The sequence below is a fragment of the Arthrobacter sp. P1_C12_2 genome, assembly GCF_056406415.1.
Map to the genome: position 1 here is coordinate 91,065 of NZ_JBFUAF010000016.1, position 17,990 is coordinate 109,054.

17 protein-coding genes are annotated in these 17,990 nt (G+C 61.9%); 13 read left to right on the plus strand and 4 right to left on the minus strand.

The window, feature by feature from the left end; translation table 11 throughout:
- Positions 1–374 precede the first annotated feature (374 nt).
- Positions 375–1,475 (minus strand): DUF4268 domain-containing protein, encoded by a 1,101-nt coding sequence (locus tag AC1DZQ_RS16560; protein WP_476964518.1) that lies wholly within the window; start codon positions 1,473–1,475, stop codon positions 375–377.
- A gap of 215 nt (positions 1,476–1,690) precedes the next feature.
- On the opposite strand from AC1DZQ_RS16560, the gene AC1DZQ_RS16565 reads away from it, so the two are divergent.
- The gene (locus tag AC1DZQ_RS16565; protein WP_476964519.1) at positions 1,691–1,957 is read left to right on the plus strand and encodes a MerR family transcriptional regulator; all 267 of its coding nucleotides are present in this window, start codon (positions 1,691–1,693) and stop codon (positions 1,955–1,957) included.
- A gap of 421 nt (positions 1,958–2,378) precedes the next feature.
- Here the strand turns inward: AC1DZQ_RS16565 and AC1DZQ_RS16570 are convergent, their stop codons facing one another.
- Positions 2,379–2,714 (minus strand): hypothetical protein, encoded by a 336-nt coding sequence (locus AC1DZQ_RS16570; RefSeq protein ID WP_476964520.1) that lies wholly within the window; start codon positions 2,712–2,714, stop codon positions 2,379–2,381.
- Positions 2,715–2,884: 170 nt separating this feature from the next.
- A complete protein-coding gene (locus tag AC1DZQ_RS16575) occupies positions 2,885–3,202 on the minus strand; it encodes a histone-like nucleoid-structuring protein Lsr2 (RefSeq protein WP_476964521.1) in 318 nt (105 codons plus the stop codon).
- A gap of 37 nt (positions 3,203–3,239) precedes the next feature.
- Here AC1DZQ_RS16575 and AC1DZQ_RS16580 point away from each other — a divergent pair, with 37 nt between their 5' ends.
- Positions 3,240–3,668, plus strand: a complete 429-nt coding sequence (locus AC1DZQ_RS16580; RefSeq protein ID WP_476964522.1) for a hypothetical protein — start codon at positions 3,240–3,242, stop codon at positions 3,666–3,668.
- Positions 3,669–3,695: 27 nt separating this feature from the next.
- Here the strand turns inward: AC1DZQ_RS16580 and AC1DZQ_RS16585 are convergent, their stop codons facing one another.
- Positions 3,696–4,571, minus strand: a complete 876-nt coding sequence (locus AC1DZQ_RS16585; RefSeq protein ID WP_476964523.1) for a hypothetical protein — start codon at positions 4,569–4,571, stop codon at positions 3,696–3,698.
- An 89-nt stretch (positions 4,572–4,660) separates the two neighbouring features.
- Here AC1DZQ_RS16585 and AC1DZQ_RS16590 point away from each other — a divergent pair, with 89 nt between their 5' ends.
- From AC1DZQ_RS16590 to AC1DZQ_RS16640, 11 genes are all read left to right on the plus strand, one after another.
- Positions 4,661–5,440 carry a hypothetical protein gene (locus tag AC1DZQ_RS16590; protein ID WP_476964524.1) on the plus strand — a complete coding sequence of 260 codons (780 nt, stop codon included), beginning with the start codon at positions 4,661–4,663 and terminating at the stop codon, positions 5,438–5,440.
- A 200-nt stretch (positions 5,441–5,640) separates the two neighbouring features.
- Positions 5,641–6,021: a hypothetical protein gene (locus tag AC1DZQ_RS16595; protein WP_476964525.1), complete on the plus strand. Its 381-nt coding sequence runs from the start codon at positions 5,641–5,643 to the stop codon at positions 6,019–6,021.
- 318 nt (positions 6,022–6,339) lie between these two features.
- Entirely contained in the window at positions 6,340–6,627 is a 288-nt protein-coding gene (locus AC1DZQ_RS16600; RefSeq protein ID WP_056084497.1) for a hypothetical protein, read from the plus strand.
- 120 nt (positions 6,628–6,747) lie between these two features.
- Positions 6,748–8,001 carry a type IV secretion system protein gene (locus AC1DZQ_RS16605; RefSeq protein ID WP_476964526.1) on the plus strand — a complete coding sequence of 418 codons (1,254 nt, stop codon included), beginning with the start codon at positions 6,748–6,750 and terminating at the stop codon, positions 7,999–8,001.
- Entirely contained in the window at positions 7,994–9,493 is a 1,500-nt protein-coding gene (locus AC1DZQ_RS16610) for an SCO6880 family protein (protein WP_476964527.1), read from the plus strand. The genes AC1DZQ_RS16605 and AC1DZQ_RS16610 overlap by 8 nt, the downstream gene beginning before the upstream one ends.
- Positions 9,490–10,935, plus strand: coding sequence for an ATP-binding protein (locus AC1DZQ_RS16615; protein WP_476964528.1), 1,446 nt, complete (start codon positions 9,490–9,492; stop codon positions 10,933–10,935). The genes AC1DZQ_RS16610 and AC1DZQ_RS16615 overlap by 4 nt, the downstream gene beginning before the upstream one ends.
- Positions 10,936–11,072: 137 nt before the next feature.
- Complete coding sequence (locus AC1DZQ_RS16620; protein WP_476964529.1) at positions 11,073–12,755, plus strand: type IV secretory system conjugative DNA transfer family protein; 1,683 nt, start codon at positions 11,073–11,075, stop codon at positions 12,753–12,755.
- Positions 12,742–13,254, plus strand: coding sequence for a hypothetical protein (locus AC1DZQ_RS16625; RefSeq protein WP_476945588.1), 513 nt, complete (start codon positions 12,742–12,744; stop codon positions 13,252–13,254). The genes AC1DZQ_RS16620 and AC1DZQ_RS16625 overlap by 14 nt, the downstream gene beginning before the upstream one ends.
- 163 nt (positions 13,255–13,417) lie before the next feature.
- The gene (locus tag AC1DZQ_RS16630) at positions 13,418–14,497 is read left to right on the plus strand and encodes an ArdC-like ssDNA-binding domain-containing protein (RefSeq protein WP_476964530.1); all 1,080 of its coding nucleotides are present in this window, start codon (positions 13,418–13,420) and stop codon (positions 14,495–14,497) included.
- Between the two features lie 57 nt (positions 14,498–14,554).
- Positions 14,555–15,058, plus strand: a complete 504-nt coding sequence (locus AC1DZQ_RS16635) for a single-stranded DNA-binding protein (protein ID WP_476945590.1) — start codon at positions 14,555–14,557, stop codon at positions 15,056–15,058.
- A gap of 869 nt (positions 15,059–15,927) precedes the next feature.
- Positions 15,928–17,727 (plus strand): hypothetical protein, encoded by a 1,800-nt coding sequence (locus AC1DZQ_RS16640; RefSeq protein WP_476964531.1) that lies wholly within the window; start codon positions 15,928–15,930, stop codon positions 17,725–17,727.
- Positions 17,728–17,990 lie beyond the last annotated feature (263 nt).

A 17,990-nucleotide genomic window follows, 5' to 3' on the forward strand; every position in this document is an offset into this window, starting at 1 on the left:
CATGCCGGAGCAAAGCGGCTGTTCAAGGGACTTTTGGTACCCATCCCGGAGTAAAGAGTTGGTGCGGACTGTCACGATCTTCCGCCCGTGCCTATGCAGCGCGGGGGAGAGGGGTTCGCGACTCCATACGAACCTGGTGGTCAACGCGAATGCACGTGGCTAAGTTCCTAGCTGGGAGCCGCTCAATGCCAGTTCTGGCCGTCCCAGCAGCGGCAATCCTCGTGCTCCTAGAGTGCATTTCCTACTGGTTTTCTAACCGTGCTGCACCGCAATCGACAATGACTGGCGGAAGTTGGGGATGGGCGTCCAGTTCTAATGCGCCGTGTGCCTAAGCCGAGCGGCCGCTGTCCTGGCCCAAAACCGTGTCTTTGTCTTCATTGCACAGTCCCTTCGAAGATTTTCGGACCGCCGATGGCATCAAGGGCCTGACGCATGCGGGTTTGGCTCTCTATCAGCCAATCGACCATTTCGGGCCAGCGTGCGGTGTCGGTGACGTCGTATTCCGCAGGCCCATCGACGATCTTGGCTGCTTTCCGACCGTCCCTCCGGTCCCATTCCACGGTGCGGCCGAGGGCGCCTTCAAATATGTCCCGTTGCGCCAGCGCTGCTTCGAAGCGCTGGGAGTTGATGGTCGCATCTGGGTCTTCGAAGTAGAACTGCGTGATCAAACCTGCACGCGTAAATGCCATCGAGAGCACTACACCGCGTGCTCCGGTGGAAGTGTTGGCCCAGCTTTGCGTGCTCCGGCGACCGCGGGTCCATGTCGGGTGCTGGTTACGGATTCGCTCGAGTGCGAGCGCCCAGAACTCTGCGTAGATGGCTGCTTTGCCGCCTGCCTCAGACGACGCCGATGTCGCGCGGCGCACCTGCTTCTCCCAGTCGTTCGGCTGTGCGGCCAACTCAAAGCTCGGGGCTGGCTCCGAACCACCGATCCGCACCACTTTGATGACCACGCCGAAGAATCGAGTGTTCTCATCAGTCCGCTCGTTCAGCCAGTCGATTGCCGCTCGATGCTCCGGCCGGAATCCGGTTGTGAGCCAAATGATCGTTGTTGGGTCGGTTCCGGCGGCATAGGTAAGGATCTGGCCCAAGTGGGTATGGTCTGAGAATTCCAACTGGTTCTCGACGATGACAACGTCGCCGGTTGCTTCGTCATACCCCTTCAGATCGAGACTGAAGTCGCCGACTGGATGTTCGGCCGCTTCCAAGATGAGCTCCATCCCCAGCAGTTCATTCAGAACGTCAACATTCTGAAGCAGCCATGGCGTGAAGTGATGTGCCTCGTGCGGCCACACTTCACGCGGCTGGACGTGAACAATGCGCCCAAGCTGCGCCAAAGAGTTCACCATCACGCAACCTCTTCCATAGAGGCGATGGATTTCTTCATGGATTCCCCCATTGGAAAAGTTGAATGATGCATCGAGAATCATATGCCCGTGCAAGTGCCTGCCCAGCACATGACGTTCTGCTGCCACCCGAGTACCTGATGGCCGGGAGCAGACCCGGCCCAGACGCGAGAGATTTGGCGCCGGCTCCAGGGCGTTGGGCGCCTTGTTATGGCCCAGCTCCGACAAAAAAACCAGTCCTTTCCAGAGCTGCCCAATCAGCTTGCTTCGTAGTCTCGGCCGCCGCCGCACACAGAACTCCTGGGTTTCCCGGTGCCCGTCATGGCCGCGCTTAGGATGGTGGGGTGAGCGACGAATCCGCGCAGTATCGCTTCCTGGCCGTCGAGCAGGCCGCCGAAGAGCTCAACGTGAAGTTGAGCCTGATTCGGGGCCTGATCAAAGCCGGGCAGCTGCGCGCCAACCAGATCGGCGGAAGGGGCTTGTGGCGCATCGGCCGCCCAAGAGATCGCCGACCAGATGCCGGACCTAGAAGACCACACCTGGGATGTTGCGCCAATTCAGCTTTCTCCTTATGCAGTCGGACGGTACGTCGCTCGCCATATATATCTTGACGAAGGCGGAGTAGCTAAGGGCAGTCTCAATTTCCACGGCGACACCATGGCCGAAGCCCTCGCCCTGCTCTGGCTGAAATTGCAGGAGGGGAAGTAGTGCCTCTCTGCGGTTGCTGTCCAAATGGCATTCACGTGGGAGACCCGGACTACCCCCTATATCGGGGGCGGAGTCTTAGTCGAAAGTACTACCGGACAATGGCGCGAATGAAGTCTCGGGGAACGTGGGAGGCACGGCGAACAGGCCAAGCGCCGGTACCTAGCGGCGAATTACCCCCAACACCAGGCCAATCAGCCACAACCAGCACCGCCGACATTACGAACGCCAGCACCGGAGTCCCAGAGTTAGAGGCCACGCCGGCGGACACAATCAGCCCCACCATCAGGCCGATGAGAATCACGCGCTTATCCTGCTGACGAAGACTCATGACACGCACCTCATCGGGTAGCTGAACAGGTAATTGGGATAGATTCTCAGCCTGTCCAGGCAGAGACCGTTGGCGGCGATGTAGAACGCAGCAGCTCCCACGACAGCCGAGGCAATGTGGCAGGCCCAGCCAGTCGTTCCGATACAGATTCCGGACACCACCCCGCCGGACATGCCAGACGCCACAGCTCCCTGGTCAGTTCGGTCGAGATCCACATACGGCTCGTACGCCCAGTTCTCGTCGTACCAGCCACTGGAAACAGCACTGGCGGCGCTGATATCGCCTAGCGCCAGTCCCCGGGCGAGGGCTAAAGCAACCAAAAGCTTTCTCATATATCGAGCGTGAGGCACGGGGGAGCGGCGGGGCAATTAAACAAATCAGGCCACGAATCGATTTAGATTCCGGGCCTGATTCTGTCCTTAAAAAAACCAAGGGTCGCTATATTCTGTGACCAGCCGGTGTCAGTCGGTTGGAGACTCTCTCTCCTGGCTGGCACCGGCCTTTAGTGTGCGGCCAGGTATTTCTCTACTACGTCAGCCTGGAGACGGCCACGAGTATTGACCTGGATACCGTTGTCAGCCGCCCAGAGCCGGACAGCCTTGGTATCGACACCACTAGTGGACTTGCCCTGGCGCTTAGTTGTGCCGCCTTCTTTTCGAGCGGCATCCTGGAAGCGACTCAGGAAGTCACGGAGTTCGGAAGCGTGGCCGGAATTGAGGTCAATCGCATAGGTGACGCCGTCGATACCAAAGCGGATAGTTTCATCGGCGTCGGAACCATCGAGGTCATCGAGAAGCCGGGTGTAAGTTTTGGTTGCCATATAAAAAGGCTATCACCGGATATGGCACGATAGGAGCATGAACGATCTGCCCATTATGTTTTTCCAGGTTGCAGCATCAGCTATCCCCACTCTTCTCATCGCTGTAGCCGTGGGCATCAAGCAGGGTGCAACCTATGCGAAGCAATACGGGCAGTTAGCGGCACGTGGGTTCAAGTTCAAGGCTATGGTATTGGGAATTACGGTGGCAATCGGACTGGCCATTGCCATGGGTGAGTTCGCCGCCTTGAGGGCCATAGCCAGGGGATCGGGCAACAGTGCAGAAGTCGAACTCGTTCTTACAGCCATCTTCATCTGCTTCCTGCTCATCGTTTTGGAGATGCTAGCGCCCTTTGCCGAGAGCATGACTCCCCAAAACCATATTCGGCTACTCACGGGAGTCTCTGGTATCTGGGTACTGTTCGCCGGGTACTATTTGTTGATTTCCAATGGCATCATCCCTCTCTAGGCTTACCTGTTCACACTACTATTGATGTTAGTAGCGAGACACATACACCGGCTTGGCCGCAGCTTCACTAATCTCGCCAGCCAAGTCGGTGCTCAACCTGTAGCCGTCGGCCTTCTCCTTTAGGAACTCAGCGGCAGCTGCCTTGCGCTTGATTTGGGTGTAGACCCGCTGCCAGGCTGGATAGGTTCTCAGTTCGTCGGCCAGCTCCGTCTTGCGGGCACGGAAGTCCTGCTCGTATTCGTAGACCTTTTCACCGATGATCCTGTTGGCCTCAGGCTGCACCTGCCGGGTCATAAAAACCTCGGGCATTTCCTCTACCCCCGCCTCAGCGAGAATCGACTTCACGAGGTGACGACGCTTCCCGATAGGCTCACCACGGTATTTGGGAGAGTTGAGCAGGGCTGAAAGCGAAGCTCGATAGGCAGCGCGGTACTGTTCGCGGTGCTCCTCTCGTTCAGCCTCGGATTCCACCTCAGCGTTTTCAAGCACGGCGTTTATCTTCTCCATCAGTTCGCCGGCCCAGTCGCAGCGGGCGCACCACTCATACGCTAAGCCTTGAGCTAGCCAGTTCACCGTGAGGGACATCATCGTGCCATCGTGCTTGTCGGCAGCCTTTAGAATCCGTTCTGCTGTCGGCGGCAATTCTTCGCCGTGTTCTGTTTCAAAGTAGATCCTGGTCATGTCGACCGAGAACGGCGTGGTCGAGACGCTAATGAAAGGAGCGCCCACTAGGACGGCTAGCTTGAGGGCGGCCTCGATATCGGCCACTTCGCTGTCCACCTCCACGTCTATTTCCTTTTTGACTTCGACGCCAGGAACGATTAAAAGGTCAGCGCTTGCCGCACGCCCGGGAATCGTGGTGTCGATTTTCGCCAGGTCGGCTGAGGTATAGGTGAAGGACATGGTTCAAATACTAGAGTGTGGTTCCGACAACTATTGGCAGCACTAGGGGATTGGCTCATAATGAGGGCAAATAACTGGGAACGCCATAGATGGCCGACAACACTCGAATCGACAATGGAACCACCGGCGACAATATAGCCACGGATGATGTTGGCGGCGTAACGCACCAACGGATGAAAGTCGAGTTCGGGGATGACGGTTCGGCGACCGACGTATCGGCCACCAACTTGCGCTGGTCGTTCGACCCTGTAAAGGGCTTCCCCTGGAATGGTTACTATCTATTCCGCCGCCCGTCGCGGCGCGGCGACGAGGATCGGATCTGCGTCAGCCGCTACCTGACGCAATATCGCGCTGGCGAGATAGGTGCGATGCAAGTGCAGCTGGGCCCTGGTGTACTCAGCAGCAATCAGCAACAGGTGTTCATCGACGATTTCGCGCCCGGGGGCGCGCCTGAAGTGGATCTCGACGACCGCGCGTCCATGCTTTATACGCTGCCCGCAGCAGACATCGCACAGTGCGTGGAGGCGACGATCGGCTTCCGCAAGACGCGGGGGCACGGCGAGCGCGTCTGCGTAGACTTCGACCGCGAGCAGCCGGGAACGGTCCCCAACCCTTTCGAGCGTGACGGAGCAACGTTTTGTGTCCACCAACTTCGACGGCTCGAAGCCACCCGACGGCCACCTGATGGCCCTTGGTGGAGCGGTCGGTTGGAACGTCGGCTTCCGTGGGCAGATCGATCTGCCATGCGAAGCGAGCACGGTGCAGGTTGTGATCGCGCACAGCGCGCGTGGCGCGCGACGATCTTAACTACGACGCCGAGACCAATACTGTTATCGCGCCGGAAGCTGTCCGCCCACAGCGCCGGCTGAAGAGTCCTGGACTGTCTTCCGCACACATGGTGCCTGGCAGCCATCCTGGCAGCCAGGCACCAGGCCAGCCACCACCCATTAGAGAGCCAACGCGACCCCTATCCGGAGCCTCACCCAGCGCGTACCCTGATGCCCATCAGAGTTGGTAGCTCGCCCTGGCCAGGCGCACGAAAATGGTGGGAGAGGTCATGGAATCGTATGTGAAGATCATCGGCGAACTCGTTCAGGGCATACAACGGGAGGGCTACAGCGGTCTCGTGCGGGCTGTGGCTCTCGACAACGACCCCGACCCGAACAGTCCAAACGCGGATTGTATTTCGGCTGCCGATGACGGCTTGAACTCAGCCTCAAGCCCGGAGGATTTCTGGGGTGCAGCCTTGGAAATGGCTAACTGCCTGAGAAGCACTCCTCCCGTCCTCGCCCCGGTAGACCCGGGCGAGCCGGAAGACCCGGAGCCTCCAGACCCGCCTGAGCCCCCAGATCAGCCTGGGCTTCCAGAGCCGCCGGCAAAGCCATCGCTTGGAGATTTAGTACTCGCCGCCCTCATAGCCCACCTTCGCGGAGGTAGCGAGAAGAGCTGACGGCAGTCGTTACGGTGAGGCGCGCCGCCGGGTCCGGACAACGGGGACCTGAGAACCCTTGATCGCAATTTCCTGGCCGCCCACCCGGCCGGCTTCGACGAGCTCATGCCCAAAACCCGAGCCACGGCCACCGTTGACCGGCTCCTGCACCACACCCAATCCCGCAGGCCAACCCATCTCTGGAGTCACTGCACGTCTGGTGCTCTTTCCGTCTTAAGAGGGTGTTCGCTGGTGGAGTCATGTCGCTGCCCCTCCGTAGCTCCCATGAACCCGTGAGCTCATCTGCTCACTCCATGGAATACGACGGACGGAGCACTAATGTTTTTCGCAGCGGTGGACCCGGGGATCACCCCGAACGCGAGCTTTCCCTTCCTGGAATCGCTCAAACAGATCGGCGGCGGCATCCTCGTCGGCGCTTTTATCATCATTGCCATCGTGGCCATCATCGGTGCCGCGATGCTTCTGGCCGGCAAACTAAGCCAGTCCTCACGCCTTGCCTCCGGCGGCGGCGTGATCCTCCTGTGGACGGGGCCCGTTGCTGCCATCCTCGGCGGCATCAACGGCTACATCCTCTGGTCGCAGACCGCCTTCCCGCTCGGGTTTTAGCCCATGCCCGCTGAGTGCGATCTCAATGGATGGTGGCCGCCCGGCTGCGGTTTGGTCTCACAGGCCAACGACAACGCCATGGGTGCAGTCACGTCGCTCTTTGCGAACATCCTTCAGAACATGGCGTCATGGCTTTGGGCCTTCATCACCGGCGCCTTCACCGTGTCAGACGTCGACGACTCCCAATGGCTCTCCATCCGGGGGCTCACGAACTGGTGGGTCGTTGTCATGTTGACACCTCTCGTCGTCGTGATGATCCTTCAGGTACTGTCCGGCCTGGTTAGCCAGCAGCCGAGACGGATCGGACGGGCGATGCTCGGCGGAGCTGCTGCCATTCCGCTCGTTGGGGCGGCTGTGTATCTCGTCCGGCAACTGACGCGGGCGAGCGACTTAGCCTCGGCCGCGCTCCTCGAATCGATTGGCTCCGATCCCTACCTGGTGTTCATGAGACTCTTTGGCTTCGAGCGGGCACCAGAAGGAACAGGGCGAGAATGGAACCTAATCTCGCTGGCACCGGGGAACACCGGGGGCGCCCCTGGTGCCGTCGTCGTGACGGTGATGGCAGTCATAGTCGTCTGGATCCTTGCCTTCATCCTGATGTGCTCGATGATCTTCCGCTCCTTCGCGCTCGTCGTGTTGGCCGCCGTCGCCCCCGTTGCGCTCATGCTGCTTCCCTGGGACAAGACAAAATCCTGGGCGCGGCGATGGTGCGAGGTCGTCATTGCCTTGGTTCTGGCCAAGCCGTTGGCCGGAACAGTCTTGGCAGTCGCGGTGAAGCTCTTTGCCGAGTCCAAGTCCTTCGCAGGATTGGCAGCCGGCACAGTCGGCATGGTCCTCGCCTGCGGTGCACCAATGATGGCCCTGCGGCTGGTGAGCTTCGCCGGCGGGGAGCTCGCGGCCGCCGCCCAAACCGCAGGAGGCGGCCACATCCTGTCCAGGAGCAGCAATGTTGCGGCCCGCCAAATAAGCAGGCAGACGGGTGGCCGCATGACACTCGCGAGCCTGGTAAGTCGCTCCGCAATGACTCGGCCGATCAGCTCAAGCCGTAGCGCTTTCCCCACACAAGTGTTGGCATCCACTGTCCGCTCCAAAGCGTCTTCACCTGGCAGCGACGGGACTCGACTGGCTCTGAGCAGCGGAACCTCCGTTGGCGCTCCGACCGCCCCGCACCCCTCGGAGTCCCTGGGCTCAATGCGCGGCCATCCCCGTAGGCAAAACGGCACGGCCTCAGAATCTCCTCGGCAGGCACCTCTGAAAGAGGCCGAACGGAGAGCGCAGCCGAACGCCAGCGCACCAGCCCCAGCAAGAGTCCAACCTCCGAAACCCCAGCACCCAAGAATCGACCCTCCGAAGGGAGGTACTCCTCATGTCTGAGGATTCGCGCGTCCTTGAGGCCGTCAAGTTTCCAAGATACGAGCGCCGGGGATTCTTCCTCGGGCTCAAGTGGTACCAATTGCTGATCATCGCAGGGGGAGCGTCAGTCGCCATCGTGGCATCAGCCAGCGCTGGGCCGGCAGGCCTATTCCTCTCCGGACCTATGTGGCTCGGGCTCATGCTGCTCGGACTTCTCCAGTACTCCCGCATCCCTTACCCCGTGTGGGCGAAACAGATCGCTTTGTACTTTTACCGTGCGGCGACAGGCCAGACCCGTTTCCTCGCAAAGCCCGCAACGCCACAACTTGCTGGGCGGCTCGCCCTTCCGGGCGGTCTAGGCAATTTGGAGATCCGAACAACGGCCGGCGCCGAATGCTTTATCGTCGACCGCCACGGAAAGGAGGCGATCGCTCTGCTGCGATGCAGTACGCGATCGTTTGCGCTCCTGGACGCGGATGACAAGGCATGGGCCGTCCAGGCCTGGTCACGTGTCCAGGCCGGCATGGCCCAACGTCAGGGCGTGGCCCGGATCGCCATCCAGGATTACACCGTGCCCTACCCATCGTCGGCCCTCTGGGATTACTACAGAGGCAACGCCGAGCAGGCCGGAGCTGGCGGCGGGAAGCTCACGTGGGGGCAACGTGCATACGAGGACTTGCTGGGTGCTGCCGGGTCAACTATGAGCCATGAGCTTCTCGTGGTGGTGGTTTTGGACACCAGCAAGGCTCGACGGCGGATCAAGGAGTCAGGCGGGGGACTCACAGGCCTCGAAACCGTGTTGCGGCTTGAAGTCGAGGCCATACAAACGTCGCTGGGGACTCACAATGTCATGGTAGAGGAATGGGTCGGCGAAGCGGGGTTGCTGGGCATCATTCGTGGTGCATTCGATCCTGCGACCTTGCCGTCGGCGAGAGTGCCGGTGGCGACAACCCCGCCGCTGGACGAACCGGCAGGTAAGGCGACTGCTAACCTCGACCGGCATCGTCCGATGGCCGTGGAGGAACACTGGACGTACCTACGGACCGACACAGGGTTCCACCAGACTTTTTGGATCGCTGAATGGCCGCGACAAAAGGTCTTCCCGGGGTTCCTGCATCCCCTGATTTATGTCGGCGAGTTCCGCCACACCTTCACGGAAGTCATCCGGGCTGTACCCACGGCTGAAGCCCTGCGTGACATCCGGTCCGCGCAGGAGGCACGTGAAACCCGCCGCCGCATCAACGCCCGCTTCGACAGGCCACTCACCCGTGAGCAAAAAGCCGAGGAGGAAGAAGTGATCCAGAGGGAGGAAGAGATCGTCGCCGGCCATGGTGATGTGCGCCCGGCGGCCTACATGACCGTCACGGCGACCTCGCTCGAGGACTTGGCGCGGCACCGCCAGGAACTCGAATCCGCCGCTGCCGGCGCATTCGTCGAGCTGCGGCTCCTATACGGACAGCAGTGGGCTGCGTTTGTCGCCGGCGGGCTGCCGCTTGGGAGGGGATTGCGTTGAAGCAGGAAACGAAGAGCCTTGAGTACGTCCCGTCGGGGAAGAACCGAAGCGAACGGAAGGCACGACGGCGGATCTCACCTCCCGGGGCAGCATGGGCGAGCGCAGCCGCAGAGGACAAGCAGAAGGATTTCCAGGCGTTTCGCTTCACAGGTGACTGGGGGAGCAAGGAGCAAAACTCGCTGCGTGGTCCGCACCGACTGCGTCCTGCGCCGCACCGTGCTTCGACGATGACATTTGCCGCCGCATATCCGTTCCTTACGGAGTCGGGCCTGGGGCACGAAGGGACTTACATTGGCACCGACGTGTTCGGGTCCGGGGCCTTCTCCTACGATCCGTGGATTCTGTATGACAAGGGGATCATCAGCGGCCCGTCCATCGTGGTGATCGGAACCGTCGGCACCGGCAAGTCCATGTGCGGCAAGTCGTTGGTGACGCGGTCCATCACCTTGGGGCGGAAGGCCGCCGTCGCGTCTGATCCCAAAGGCGAGTGGGTCGGCGTCGCCAAGACCGTGGGCGGCAAGGTGATCTCCGTTGGTCCCGGCCGACCTGCGAGGGTGAATCCCCTCGACGCCGGGCCCCGCCCGAGCGCCCTCACCGAGGCTCAATGGCAGGCGGTGGTGAGGCAACGGCGCCGCTATCTGCTGGTGGCCTTGGTCTCCCTCATGCGGCAGGGCACACCGCTCCGCCCCGTAGAGCACACGGCCTTGGACATCGCCCTCATGGAAACCATGGCCGAGAACTCAAACCCCACCTTGCCTATGGTGCTGGACCACTTGCTCAAACCCTCGAAAGAGATGACGGCCCTGGTCGGCGTCGAGGGAGGAACCGCCGTCAGCCACTCGTTGCGACGCACGGTATCCGGAGATCTCGAAGGTATGTTCGATGCCCCGTCCACTGTGGCCTTCGACGCGGACGCACCGATGATGGTGATGGATACGTCGGCGCTGATCGGGGCATCGGAGCAGGCCCTTTCGCTGGCGGCCGCCTGTGGCGCCACCTGGTTGGAAGCTGCCATTACAAATCCCGACGGCGGCAAACGGCTTGTGGTGTACGACGAGGGGTGGCGAATGCTCGCCGATCCGTACATGTTGGCCAAGATGAGCGAGCAGTGGCGGCTGGCCAGAACCTATGGGATCGCGAACCTGTTGATCATGCACAAGGTGGCGGACCTCAACGAGATCGGGGACAGTACCAGTGGGCATCGCCAGAAAGCCCTTGGCCTGCTGACCGAGGCAGACACCAGGATCATTTACAGGCAGAAGCATGACGCGATGCGCCTGACCAAGGAAGCGCTCGGCCTCACCGAAGCTGAATGCGAGCACGTGGAGAACCTTCCCAAAGGGGTCGGGCTCTGGAAGGTGGGAAACCGCTCTTTCATCGTTGCCAACCGGGTGACAACTGACGAGCTGGCTGTTTTCTCAACCGACGACAGGATGCTGTGAGAGCCCGCGGCAGCTCGCGGGCTGCGAGTGACAATCCGCTGGTCACCGCGGGTCTTGTTGCGGCGGCAGCCTACGTCTGTGTCTGTGCAGTGGTTCAAGCTGCAGCTCACGTAGCCGGCACTATGCGTTGCGGCAGTATGCCGCCGTCGCCCTTTAACCCGGCGGCCGCCGTCGGACTTCTCACCAACAGGATGGAATGGATACTTGTGCGCCCATCTGACTGTGAAGTCGGCGCAGACAGTGTCTGGTGGGTGCTGGCCCCGGCGCTACTCGTGGTCGGCGCGCTCGCGGTCGGGGGACTGGTCGCGTGGCGGCGATGGAAGCAATCAGGCGGGTGGCTGCGCCAGGACATCCTCAACCGCGACGGCGTAGCCCGCCGCGCCGAGGTTCTTCACGACTTCGGGGCGAGGGCTGTGCGCAAGAGAGGGAAGTTCACACGCCCAGGAGTCGTGAACCCCTCCGTGCAGGACCTGTCGTGGACGCTGGGCCGCTCCCGCGGGGTCACGGTCCACGTCTCCACGGAAGAGTCATTGGTGATTCAAGGCGCACCGAGATCCGGTAAGGGTCTGTACGTTGTCATCAACGCCATACTTGATGCGCCCGGCGCCGTCGTCACGACTTCCACGCGCGCGGACAACCTGGTTGTGACGTTGAAGGCCCGGGCGTCCGGCGGACGACCCGTGACAGTCTTTGATCCGCAAGGTATGTCCGGAATTCCATCGTCACTTCGCTGGTCGCCCGTGCGCGGGTGCGAGGACCCGGACATGGCTACCCGTCGTGGGCTAGTTATCACAGCGGACACTGAGATGAAGGGCGAGAACGCAGCATGGCAGAAGCGCTCGCTGATAGTCCTTCAGTGCCTGCTCCATGCTGCCGCGCTGTGCGGCGAGGGAGTGACGGCATTTCGACGCTGGTCTTCCAGCCCGGTACTCGCAAGGGAAGCACTCGAGGTGCTGGGCCGGCCCGGGGCCGCGCTGGGATGGCAAGCGGACTTGATGGGGATACTGGAAGACGACCCGCGGAACACGTCCAACTCGTGGATTGGGGTATCGGCGGCGGTGGCACCACTGTCGTCACCGAAAGTGCTGGCCGCCCTAAACCCACAGGACGAGTCCGAAGAGTTCGATCCGAAAGCCTTCATACGGGACCGGGGAACTCTTTATCTCATCGGCACCCGCGCTGGGGCGGCCGCTGCAGGGCCGTACCTGTCCGCACTGATCGATGACATCGACAATGCAGCGAGGGAGATGGCGTTCGTATCACCGGGAGGCCGGTTGGAGCCGCCCCTTTCGTTGATCCTCGATGAGATCGCGAACCTGGCTCCATGGCCCGGACTGCCTGTGGCACTCTCTGACGGCGGCGGCATTGGCATCTCGACACTCGTGGTTTTGCAATCCCTATCCCAGGCTCGTTCCGGCTGGTCCATTGATGAGGCGGCCACGATCTGGGACTCGGCCATCATCAAGGTGATCTTTGGGGGCGGATCCGACGAAAGGGACCTCCGCTCGCTGGCCGGATTGCTGGGGGAGCGGAGTCTTACGCTGACCACACGGTCGTGGTCCTCGCAGGGCCGGCAGGACGGTGAGCAAATACGCGAGAGTCCGGTCATTGCTCTGGACGAGATTCGACGCCTGCCTGTTGGAACAGCCCTCATGCTCGGCCGGCGCACCCGACCCATCCTGTTGGACCTCCTTGAGTGGCACAAGCGGAAGGACGCAGGGGAGTTGCGCCGCCTGAAAGCCGAGATGGAGCGCGAATTGGCGGACGGGCACCGGCAACGCCAACAGAAGAAGGAAGAGGCGCCGGATGCACAGCCATGACGACACGGACCAGTTTGATGTCCCGTCCTCGGCTTCCTTTGGGGACGACGAGCTCACCGCACAGTTGTTTAGGTCTGCGTTCCCCATCCCCGCTGGCCCCAAGAATGTGACCCGACGCTGGAGGGAGATGACGCCGGAGCAGTCGCAGGACGTCTGGGGGTCCCTCTTCACATGGGTGACATGGCTCGTCGCCACCTATCAATTGACGACCTCGGTGGTTCCGGATTGCTGGTGGCGGCACTCAGAGATCGTGGCTGAGCTTTACGCTCTGCAGCGCGCGGAGCTTGCCTCCTACACGGAGGACGACCCTGGATTCGGTCCGCTCGCCTTCCACGAAAGGCTCCCACACGCCGTCGAACGCTTGAGGACGCACACCAGGACCGCCGGATGCGTTGGTCTTCAGGTGCACAAGGAGCCTTCACCCCGCGTCCTGGCTAATGACGACCCCGCGTTCACCGAGTGGCGCAAGGATGCTCATCAGCTGGTTTCTGAATTCTGAGTCATGTCGCTCGTGGCAGTCCGAGCCATGAACGGGTGTCTGCGCAGCAAATACTGCGATCCAAGAAGCATGAAGGGTGGCTGTCGTGGCCGCTACATCCGAAGTTCCGTCCTCCATCGCCTCTGACCAGAGTTCCGCTCTGGCGGGACCGGGCGCTCGCCGTATGGCCCCTGAGGAGCGCGTTGCCGCCCTCATGGATGGTTTGCACTCAATCCTGGAGAACGCAGTTGAGTCACCCTCACATTGGCAGGTCTTGCTCGATGCTTCCGCCAACTTGTGGCGCTACTCGGGCGGGAACGTTGCCTTGCTGATGATGCAGATGGCGCAGCGGGGAACGGACGAGCCGACGCTCGTCGCGGGGTACAAGGAATGGGAACGACACGGCCGCACTGTCCTTCGCGGCGAGCATGCCCTATGGGTCATTGCACCCAGGATTGCCCGTGTCCAACAGATGCTGTTGCCCGACGGCACCCGTCAGCGCATTCCTGTGGGCGATAAGCTGCCCAGCGGTGCTGTCGATGAGGGGAAAAAGACGCTCATAACCGGCTGGCGCGGCCAGGCGGTCTTTGACGTTTCCCAGACCCAGGGCGCTCCGCTGCTGGTTCCTAGACCCGGCAACTCATCGGTGGAGGCGCCTCAGCTGTGGGCATCATTGGCTGGAGTTGCCCGCTCGCATGGTTTCTCGATTAACGTCACGGATGCGCAATACGGACTAACAAGCGGCTTCACCGACTTCGGTCAGCGCCAGGTGCAGGTGGGCGGGTGGCTGAACCCTGAGGAACGGATTGCCGTGCTGGCGCATGAGCTTGGGCATGTCTTACTGCATGGTCCGGACGACAATGTGGGCAAGCTCTATGGCAGCAGCGTGGACCACCGCGGGCTGGCTGAAATCGAGGCCGAGTCGGTTGCCTACACGGTGTTGAAGGCGCACGGGATTGATCGGGGCCCCCAGTCAGCAAGCTACTTGTCCGGCTGGGCTGACGCCGTGATCGCGGCGGAGCATTCAGCGAAGGGCCACGGCTCCTCCCGGAATCAGCCTGCTTCTCGCGTGGACATCGCGAAGTCCGTCCTGGGCCGCGTCACGGCGGCCGCCAAGCAAATCCTTGAAGTCACTGATCCTCCGGGACTCGGTGGGAAGGTCACTGCGGCTGAGATCTCTCCGACGGTTAGTAGTCCGGACACCTATGCAGGCCTGAAGCAGCCTGGTGAGCCGTCGCGTGGCTTGGAGATCTCGGGCCCATAACCGACCCCCAAAGCGTCGGACGGGACCGCCCCGTCTGCGAAGGAAAGGACAGAAGATATGAGCACCAAGATTCCGGTCAACATCGTCGGCAATCTCGTCGCCGATCCCGAGCTCACGTATGGGGAGTCGGGTGTGGCGCACGCCAGACTGCGGGTGGCTGTAAACCAGCGGATCCAAGGAGCAGACGGAATCTGGCAGGACGGAGAGCCTGTATTCCACAACGTCTCGGCATTCCGGGCGCTCGCCGAGAATTCCTCGACCTCCCTTAGGAAGGGCGACCCCGTCACCGTTTCGGGTGAACTCGAGTTCCGTGCCTTCGAAAAGGACGGGGAGAAGCGGGAAGCACGCCGCATCGTGGCTGAAACCATCGGTCCTGACCTCCGCTTCGGCACCGCCGCGTACCAGCGTTCTCCACGAGCGGCGACTGCTCCCGAAGCTGAAGCGGGTGCGGGTCTGCAGGCGGCTCCTGAAGCGGCCCTACCTGCCTACAGCATTGCTACGAAGGGACCGGTTGAGTGGGCCCCTTTAGGCGGGCCGGCGCGGAACGAGATTAGCCTCTGAAGCAAGGCGTCCGTGGTTCCAGTGCCTTGAAAACTAAAAACGCGCTATGGCCTGGTCCTCTTTTGGGACCAGGCCATTACGTCATGCCTTCTAGGAGCTGTACGTCTGGATCGCGCTGTCAGCGCACTCGCTTTCGCTGACATAGATCGCTGCCGCTTTTGCCCCGGACCATCCACGTTCGGCTACAGCCTGCTACTGCCCTTCCAGTCATCTGGCTGCACACGTTTGATGCTCGAGGAGTGCGCCCACCCCATGTGGTACTTCCCGGAAGAATCCAGCCACTCAACGAGACCGTACTTGTGCGTCCACCCGACAGCCTTGCCATAGATGCCGCCGACGTACACGAGCGGCCGACCAAACTTCGGAAAGTCTCGGATAGGTGCGCGGTCATCTATTGGGCGGTTTGCCTCGGCGTCCATGCGAGCCATCATGCGCTCGACATCTTCAGGGGAGCCAGACTTGATCACGAAGACAAGTATAGAACATATGTTCGAATGCGGCTTGGAATTCCATCTGCTCGCACGTGCTGCTCGTCGCTCCAGCACGGCCCAAACGAGGCCGATCTGCTGCCAGACTGCATCCCAAGGGGCAAGCCGAGCGTGGCCAGTACTTCACGCCGCTTCAGCTAGCTCGCGTCGATTCCGGGTCTCCGCGGCTCCTCGACTGTGTGAGTCCAGCCAATCACTCAGCAGCAACTGGACCCGAGTTACGGGCCAACCGTTCCGGAAAAGGGGGACGCCTCGGTTCTTCGATCCTTGGTGCGGACGGTACTTTAGAGACATTCTGGATTCGAGGACACAGGGAGGCGGTCGCGCTAGGAGCGGCCGGGTTGGCACGACCGAAAGACAATCGCGCTGGGGGAAGGATGYATGAGCCTTACGGATCATTTGAGGAACTTCGGATCTCCCGTCCGCGCGTATCTCGACGGCGTCTCGCCGATCCTTGCAGGCATGCAGGGCAGGTCTAGTCGGGGCCAATCAATGGCCCGGGCACTTGGGCTCGAGGGTCTGGTCCGAAGCAGGACGGTTGTGCCTCCGCCACTCGGTGTCGACGCCGCCCGCTCAGGCACGGCGATCGACTTCCGTGCGCGAATCGCGCTCGGGGGCTTTGACCCCCATGACTCTGCCGCGGCCTTCGGCGTCGCCGTGCTGCCCCTCCATGAGGACGAGATTGAGAATGGCTCCCACCGCGCGCAGGTCCTCGCTGAGGCATTCGATGTAGCCGTTCGGATCGTCGAGAGCCCCTCGGACGCGGCTGAACTCGACCGTGCCGCGCTCGTGCTTGCGCACTGCGAGCAGGTCTACCGCCGTGGTGCCGCGGCTCTGAAGAGATCTCTCGGTGAGGCCTTGGATCTTGCTGACAATGGCCTCTCGTTTGCCATGGCCATCGACGAGCCTTCGCTCACCGATCTTCGAGCGCTGATGGAGGCCAACGCCGGTCAGCTCGACGATTGGCAGGGGAGAAGCGCGGCGGGTGAGCGCTACGAACCGAACCCAGTCTTTGCCGGCTCCAATCTTGTTGGCGGCGCTGATGCCGACTGGCTGGTGGGGGACACGCTCATCGACAGCAAGGCCTATGGGAAGCTCACCGTCCCGACACTGAGAGACTTCCTCCGCCAACTGCTGGGTTACGTCATGCTCGACCTCGACGACGCCCTCGGCATCCGCAGCGTCGGGCTCTGGCTTCCGCGCCAGTGCCTGACGAAAGTCTGGAGCCTTGACCGTCTCCTCGGCGGGGACCCGGACAAGTTGCTGCCGAAGCTGCGTGAGGGTTTCCCGGGAGTCGCGGGCAGGCGGCAGCTGGCTGTGCGCGAAACCGTGACGCGACGCCGCAAGCACCAGATCCTTGCCGACAACAAGCACACCCCACGACGCATGCTTGTCGTCCGGCGTGCCGTCGCCGAGAACACCCGCGTCCCTTCCGAAACCTTGAAAGCCCTTTCGGAGGATCCGGATTCCTCGATCCGAGCCGCGGCAGCTTGCAACGAGGCGTTGGACGCCGGCCTCCTCCGGGCGCTTGCGCGCGACGACGATCCCGAAGTACGGGCAAGCGCTGCGAGAAGTGCGCGCCTCCATCCTGCGCTGCTCGGTGGACTGCTCTTCGACGACGACAAGTCCGTGGGGTTGGCCGCGTACAGGAACCCGGCCACAAGACCTGAGGACAAGGAGAAGGTGGCTGCCGAATGGGATCGAGCGTGGAGAGAGGCAGCGCCGAGTCGGAATGACCTCGAAGCGATGGTCGCCAGTCGGAGAGCGGAGGTGCGCCTGCAGGTCGCTTTCGACCCGCGCACGCCGCCGGACATCCTTGTTCTCCTTGGCGGGGAGCGGCGCAGCTCCCGGGTGCGGCGAGCCGTCGCGGCGAACCCGAACACGCCATCGGCCGCCCTGGCCTCGCTCGCCGAAGACAACGACGACGAAGTGCGTCAGGCGGTCGCTTTCAACAGCGCGACCCCGCCCGAGGTGCTCATCAAGCTCGCGGGCAGCCGCATGGACCTCGCCCTCATCGTCGCACTCAACCCCGATGCGCCGATCGAAATCCTCAACGCCTTGGTTGGGGACCCGGACGCCTTGGTGAACTTCGTTGCCTCGGGCGTCCGTGCGGAACGCGAGCGACAACTTGAACATCCACATCCGCCCCAGGCCCTCGCTGAGGACCGTCGTCAAACTTAGGATCCGTTCATCCGGATCCCTTGGCAAACCGATCTACACTTGGGCTGACAGCAGACGCCTCAGTTGGCCGCCCGTCAACCGGTGCCCATGCCAAGCAATCTCCGGCTCGGATGAAGTATGTGTCCGGCCAGGGCGCGCTGGGCGTCACCTGGGCTGGGTCCGGGGCGATGAGCAGAACGGCGCCGGGCCAAATCGGTTCTGACAGCGCCTCCATCCAAGCCGGCTGAACATGGTTGAAGCGGTTCCACATGATGGTGACCCAT

Coding starts and splice junctions, on each gene's coding strand:
- AC1DZQ_RS16570 (WP_476964520.1), bottom strand. CDS start 2,714: ATGAGAAAGCTTTTGGTTGCTTTAGCCCTCGCCCGGGGACTGGCGCTA.
- AC1DZQ_RS16575 (WP_476964521.1), bottom strand. CDS start 3,202: ATGGCAACCAAAACTTACACCCGGCTTCTCGATGACCTCGATGGTTCC.
- AC1DZQ_RS16580 (WP_476964522.1), top strand. CDS start 3,240: ATGAACGATCTGCCCATTATGTTTTTCCAGGTTGCAGCATCAGCTATC.
- AC1DZQ_RS16585 (WP_476964523.1), bottom strand. CDS start 4,571: ATGTCCTTCACCTATACCTCAGCCGACCTGGCGAAAATCGACACCACG.
- AC1DZQ_RS16590 (WP_476964524.1), top strand. CDS start 4,661: ATGGCCGACAACACTCGAATCGACAATGGAACCACCGGCGACAATATA.
- AC1DZQ_RS16600 (WP_056084497.1), top strand. CDS start 6,340: ATGTTTTTCGCAGCGGTGGACCCGGGGATCACCCCGAACGCGAGCTTT.
- AC1DZQ_RS16605 (WP_476964526.1), top strand. CDS start 6,748: ATGGCGTCATGGCTTTGGGCCTTCATCACCGGCGCCTTCACCGTGTCA.
- AC1DZQ_RS16610 (WP_476964527.1), top strand. CDS start 7,994: ATGTCTGAGGATTCGCGCGTCCTTGAGGCCGTCAAGTTTCCAAGATAC.
- AC1DZQ_RS16620 (WP_476964529.1), top strand. CDS start 11,073: ATGCCGCCGTCGCCCTTTAACCCGGCGGCCGCCGTCGGACTTCTCACC.
- AC1DZQ_RS16625 (WP_476945588.1), top strand. CDS start 12,742: ATGCACAGCCATGACGACACGGACCAGTTTGATGTCCCGTCCTCGGCT.
- AC1DZQ_RS16630 (WP_476964530.1), top strand. CDS start 13,418: ATGGCCCCTGAGGAGCGCGTTGCCGCCCTCATGGATGGTTTGCACTCA.
- AC1DZQ_RS16635 (WP_476945590.1), top strand. CDS start 14,555: ATGAGCACCAAGATTCCGGTCAACATCGTCGGCAATCTCGTCGCCGAT.
- AC1DZQ_RS16640 (WP_476964531.1), top strand. CDS start 15,928: ATGAGCCTTACGGATCATTTGAGGAACTTCGGATCTCCCGTCCGCGCG.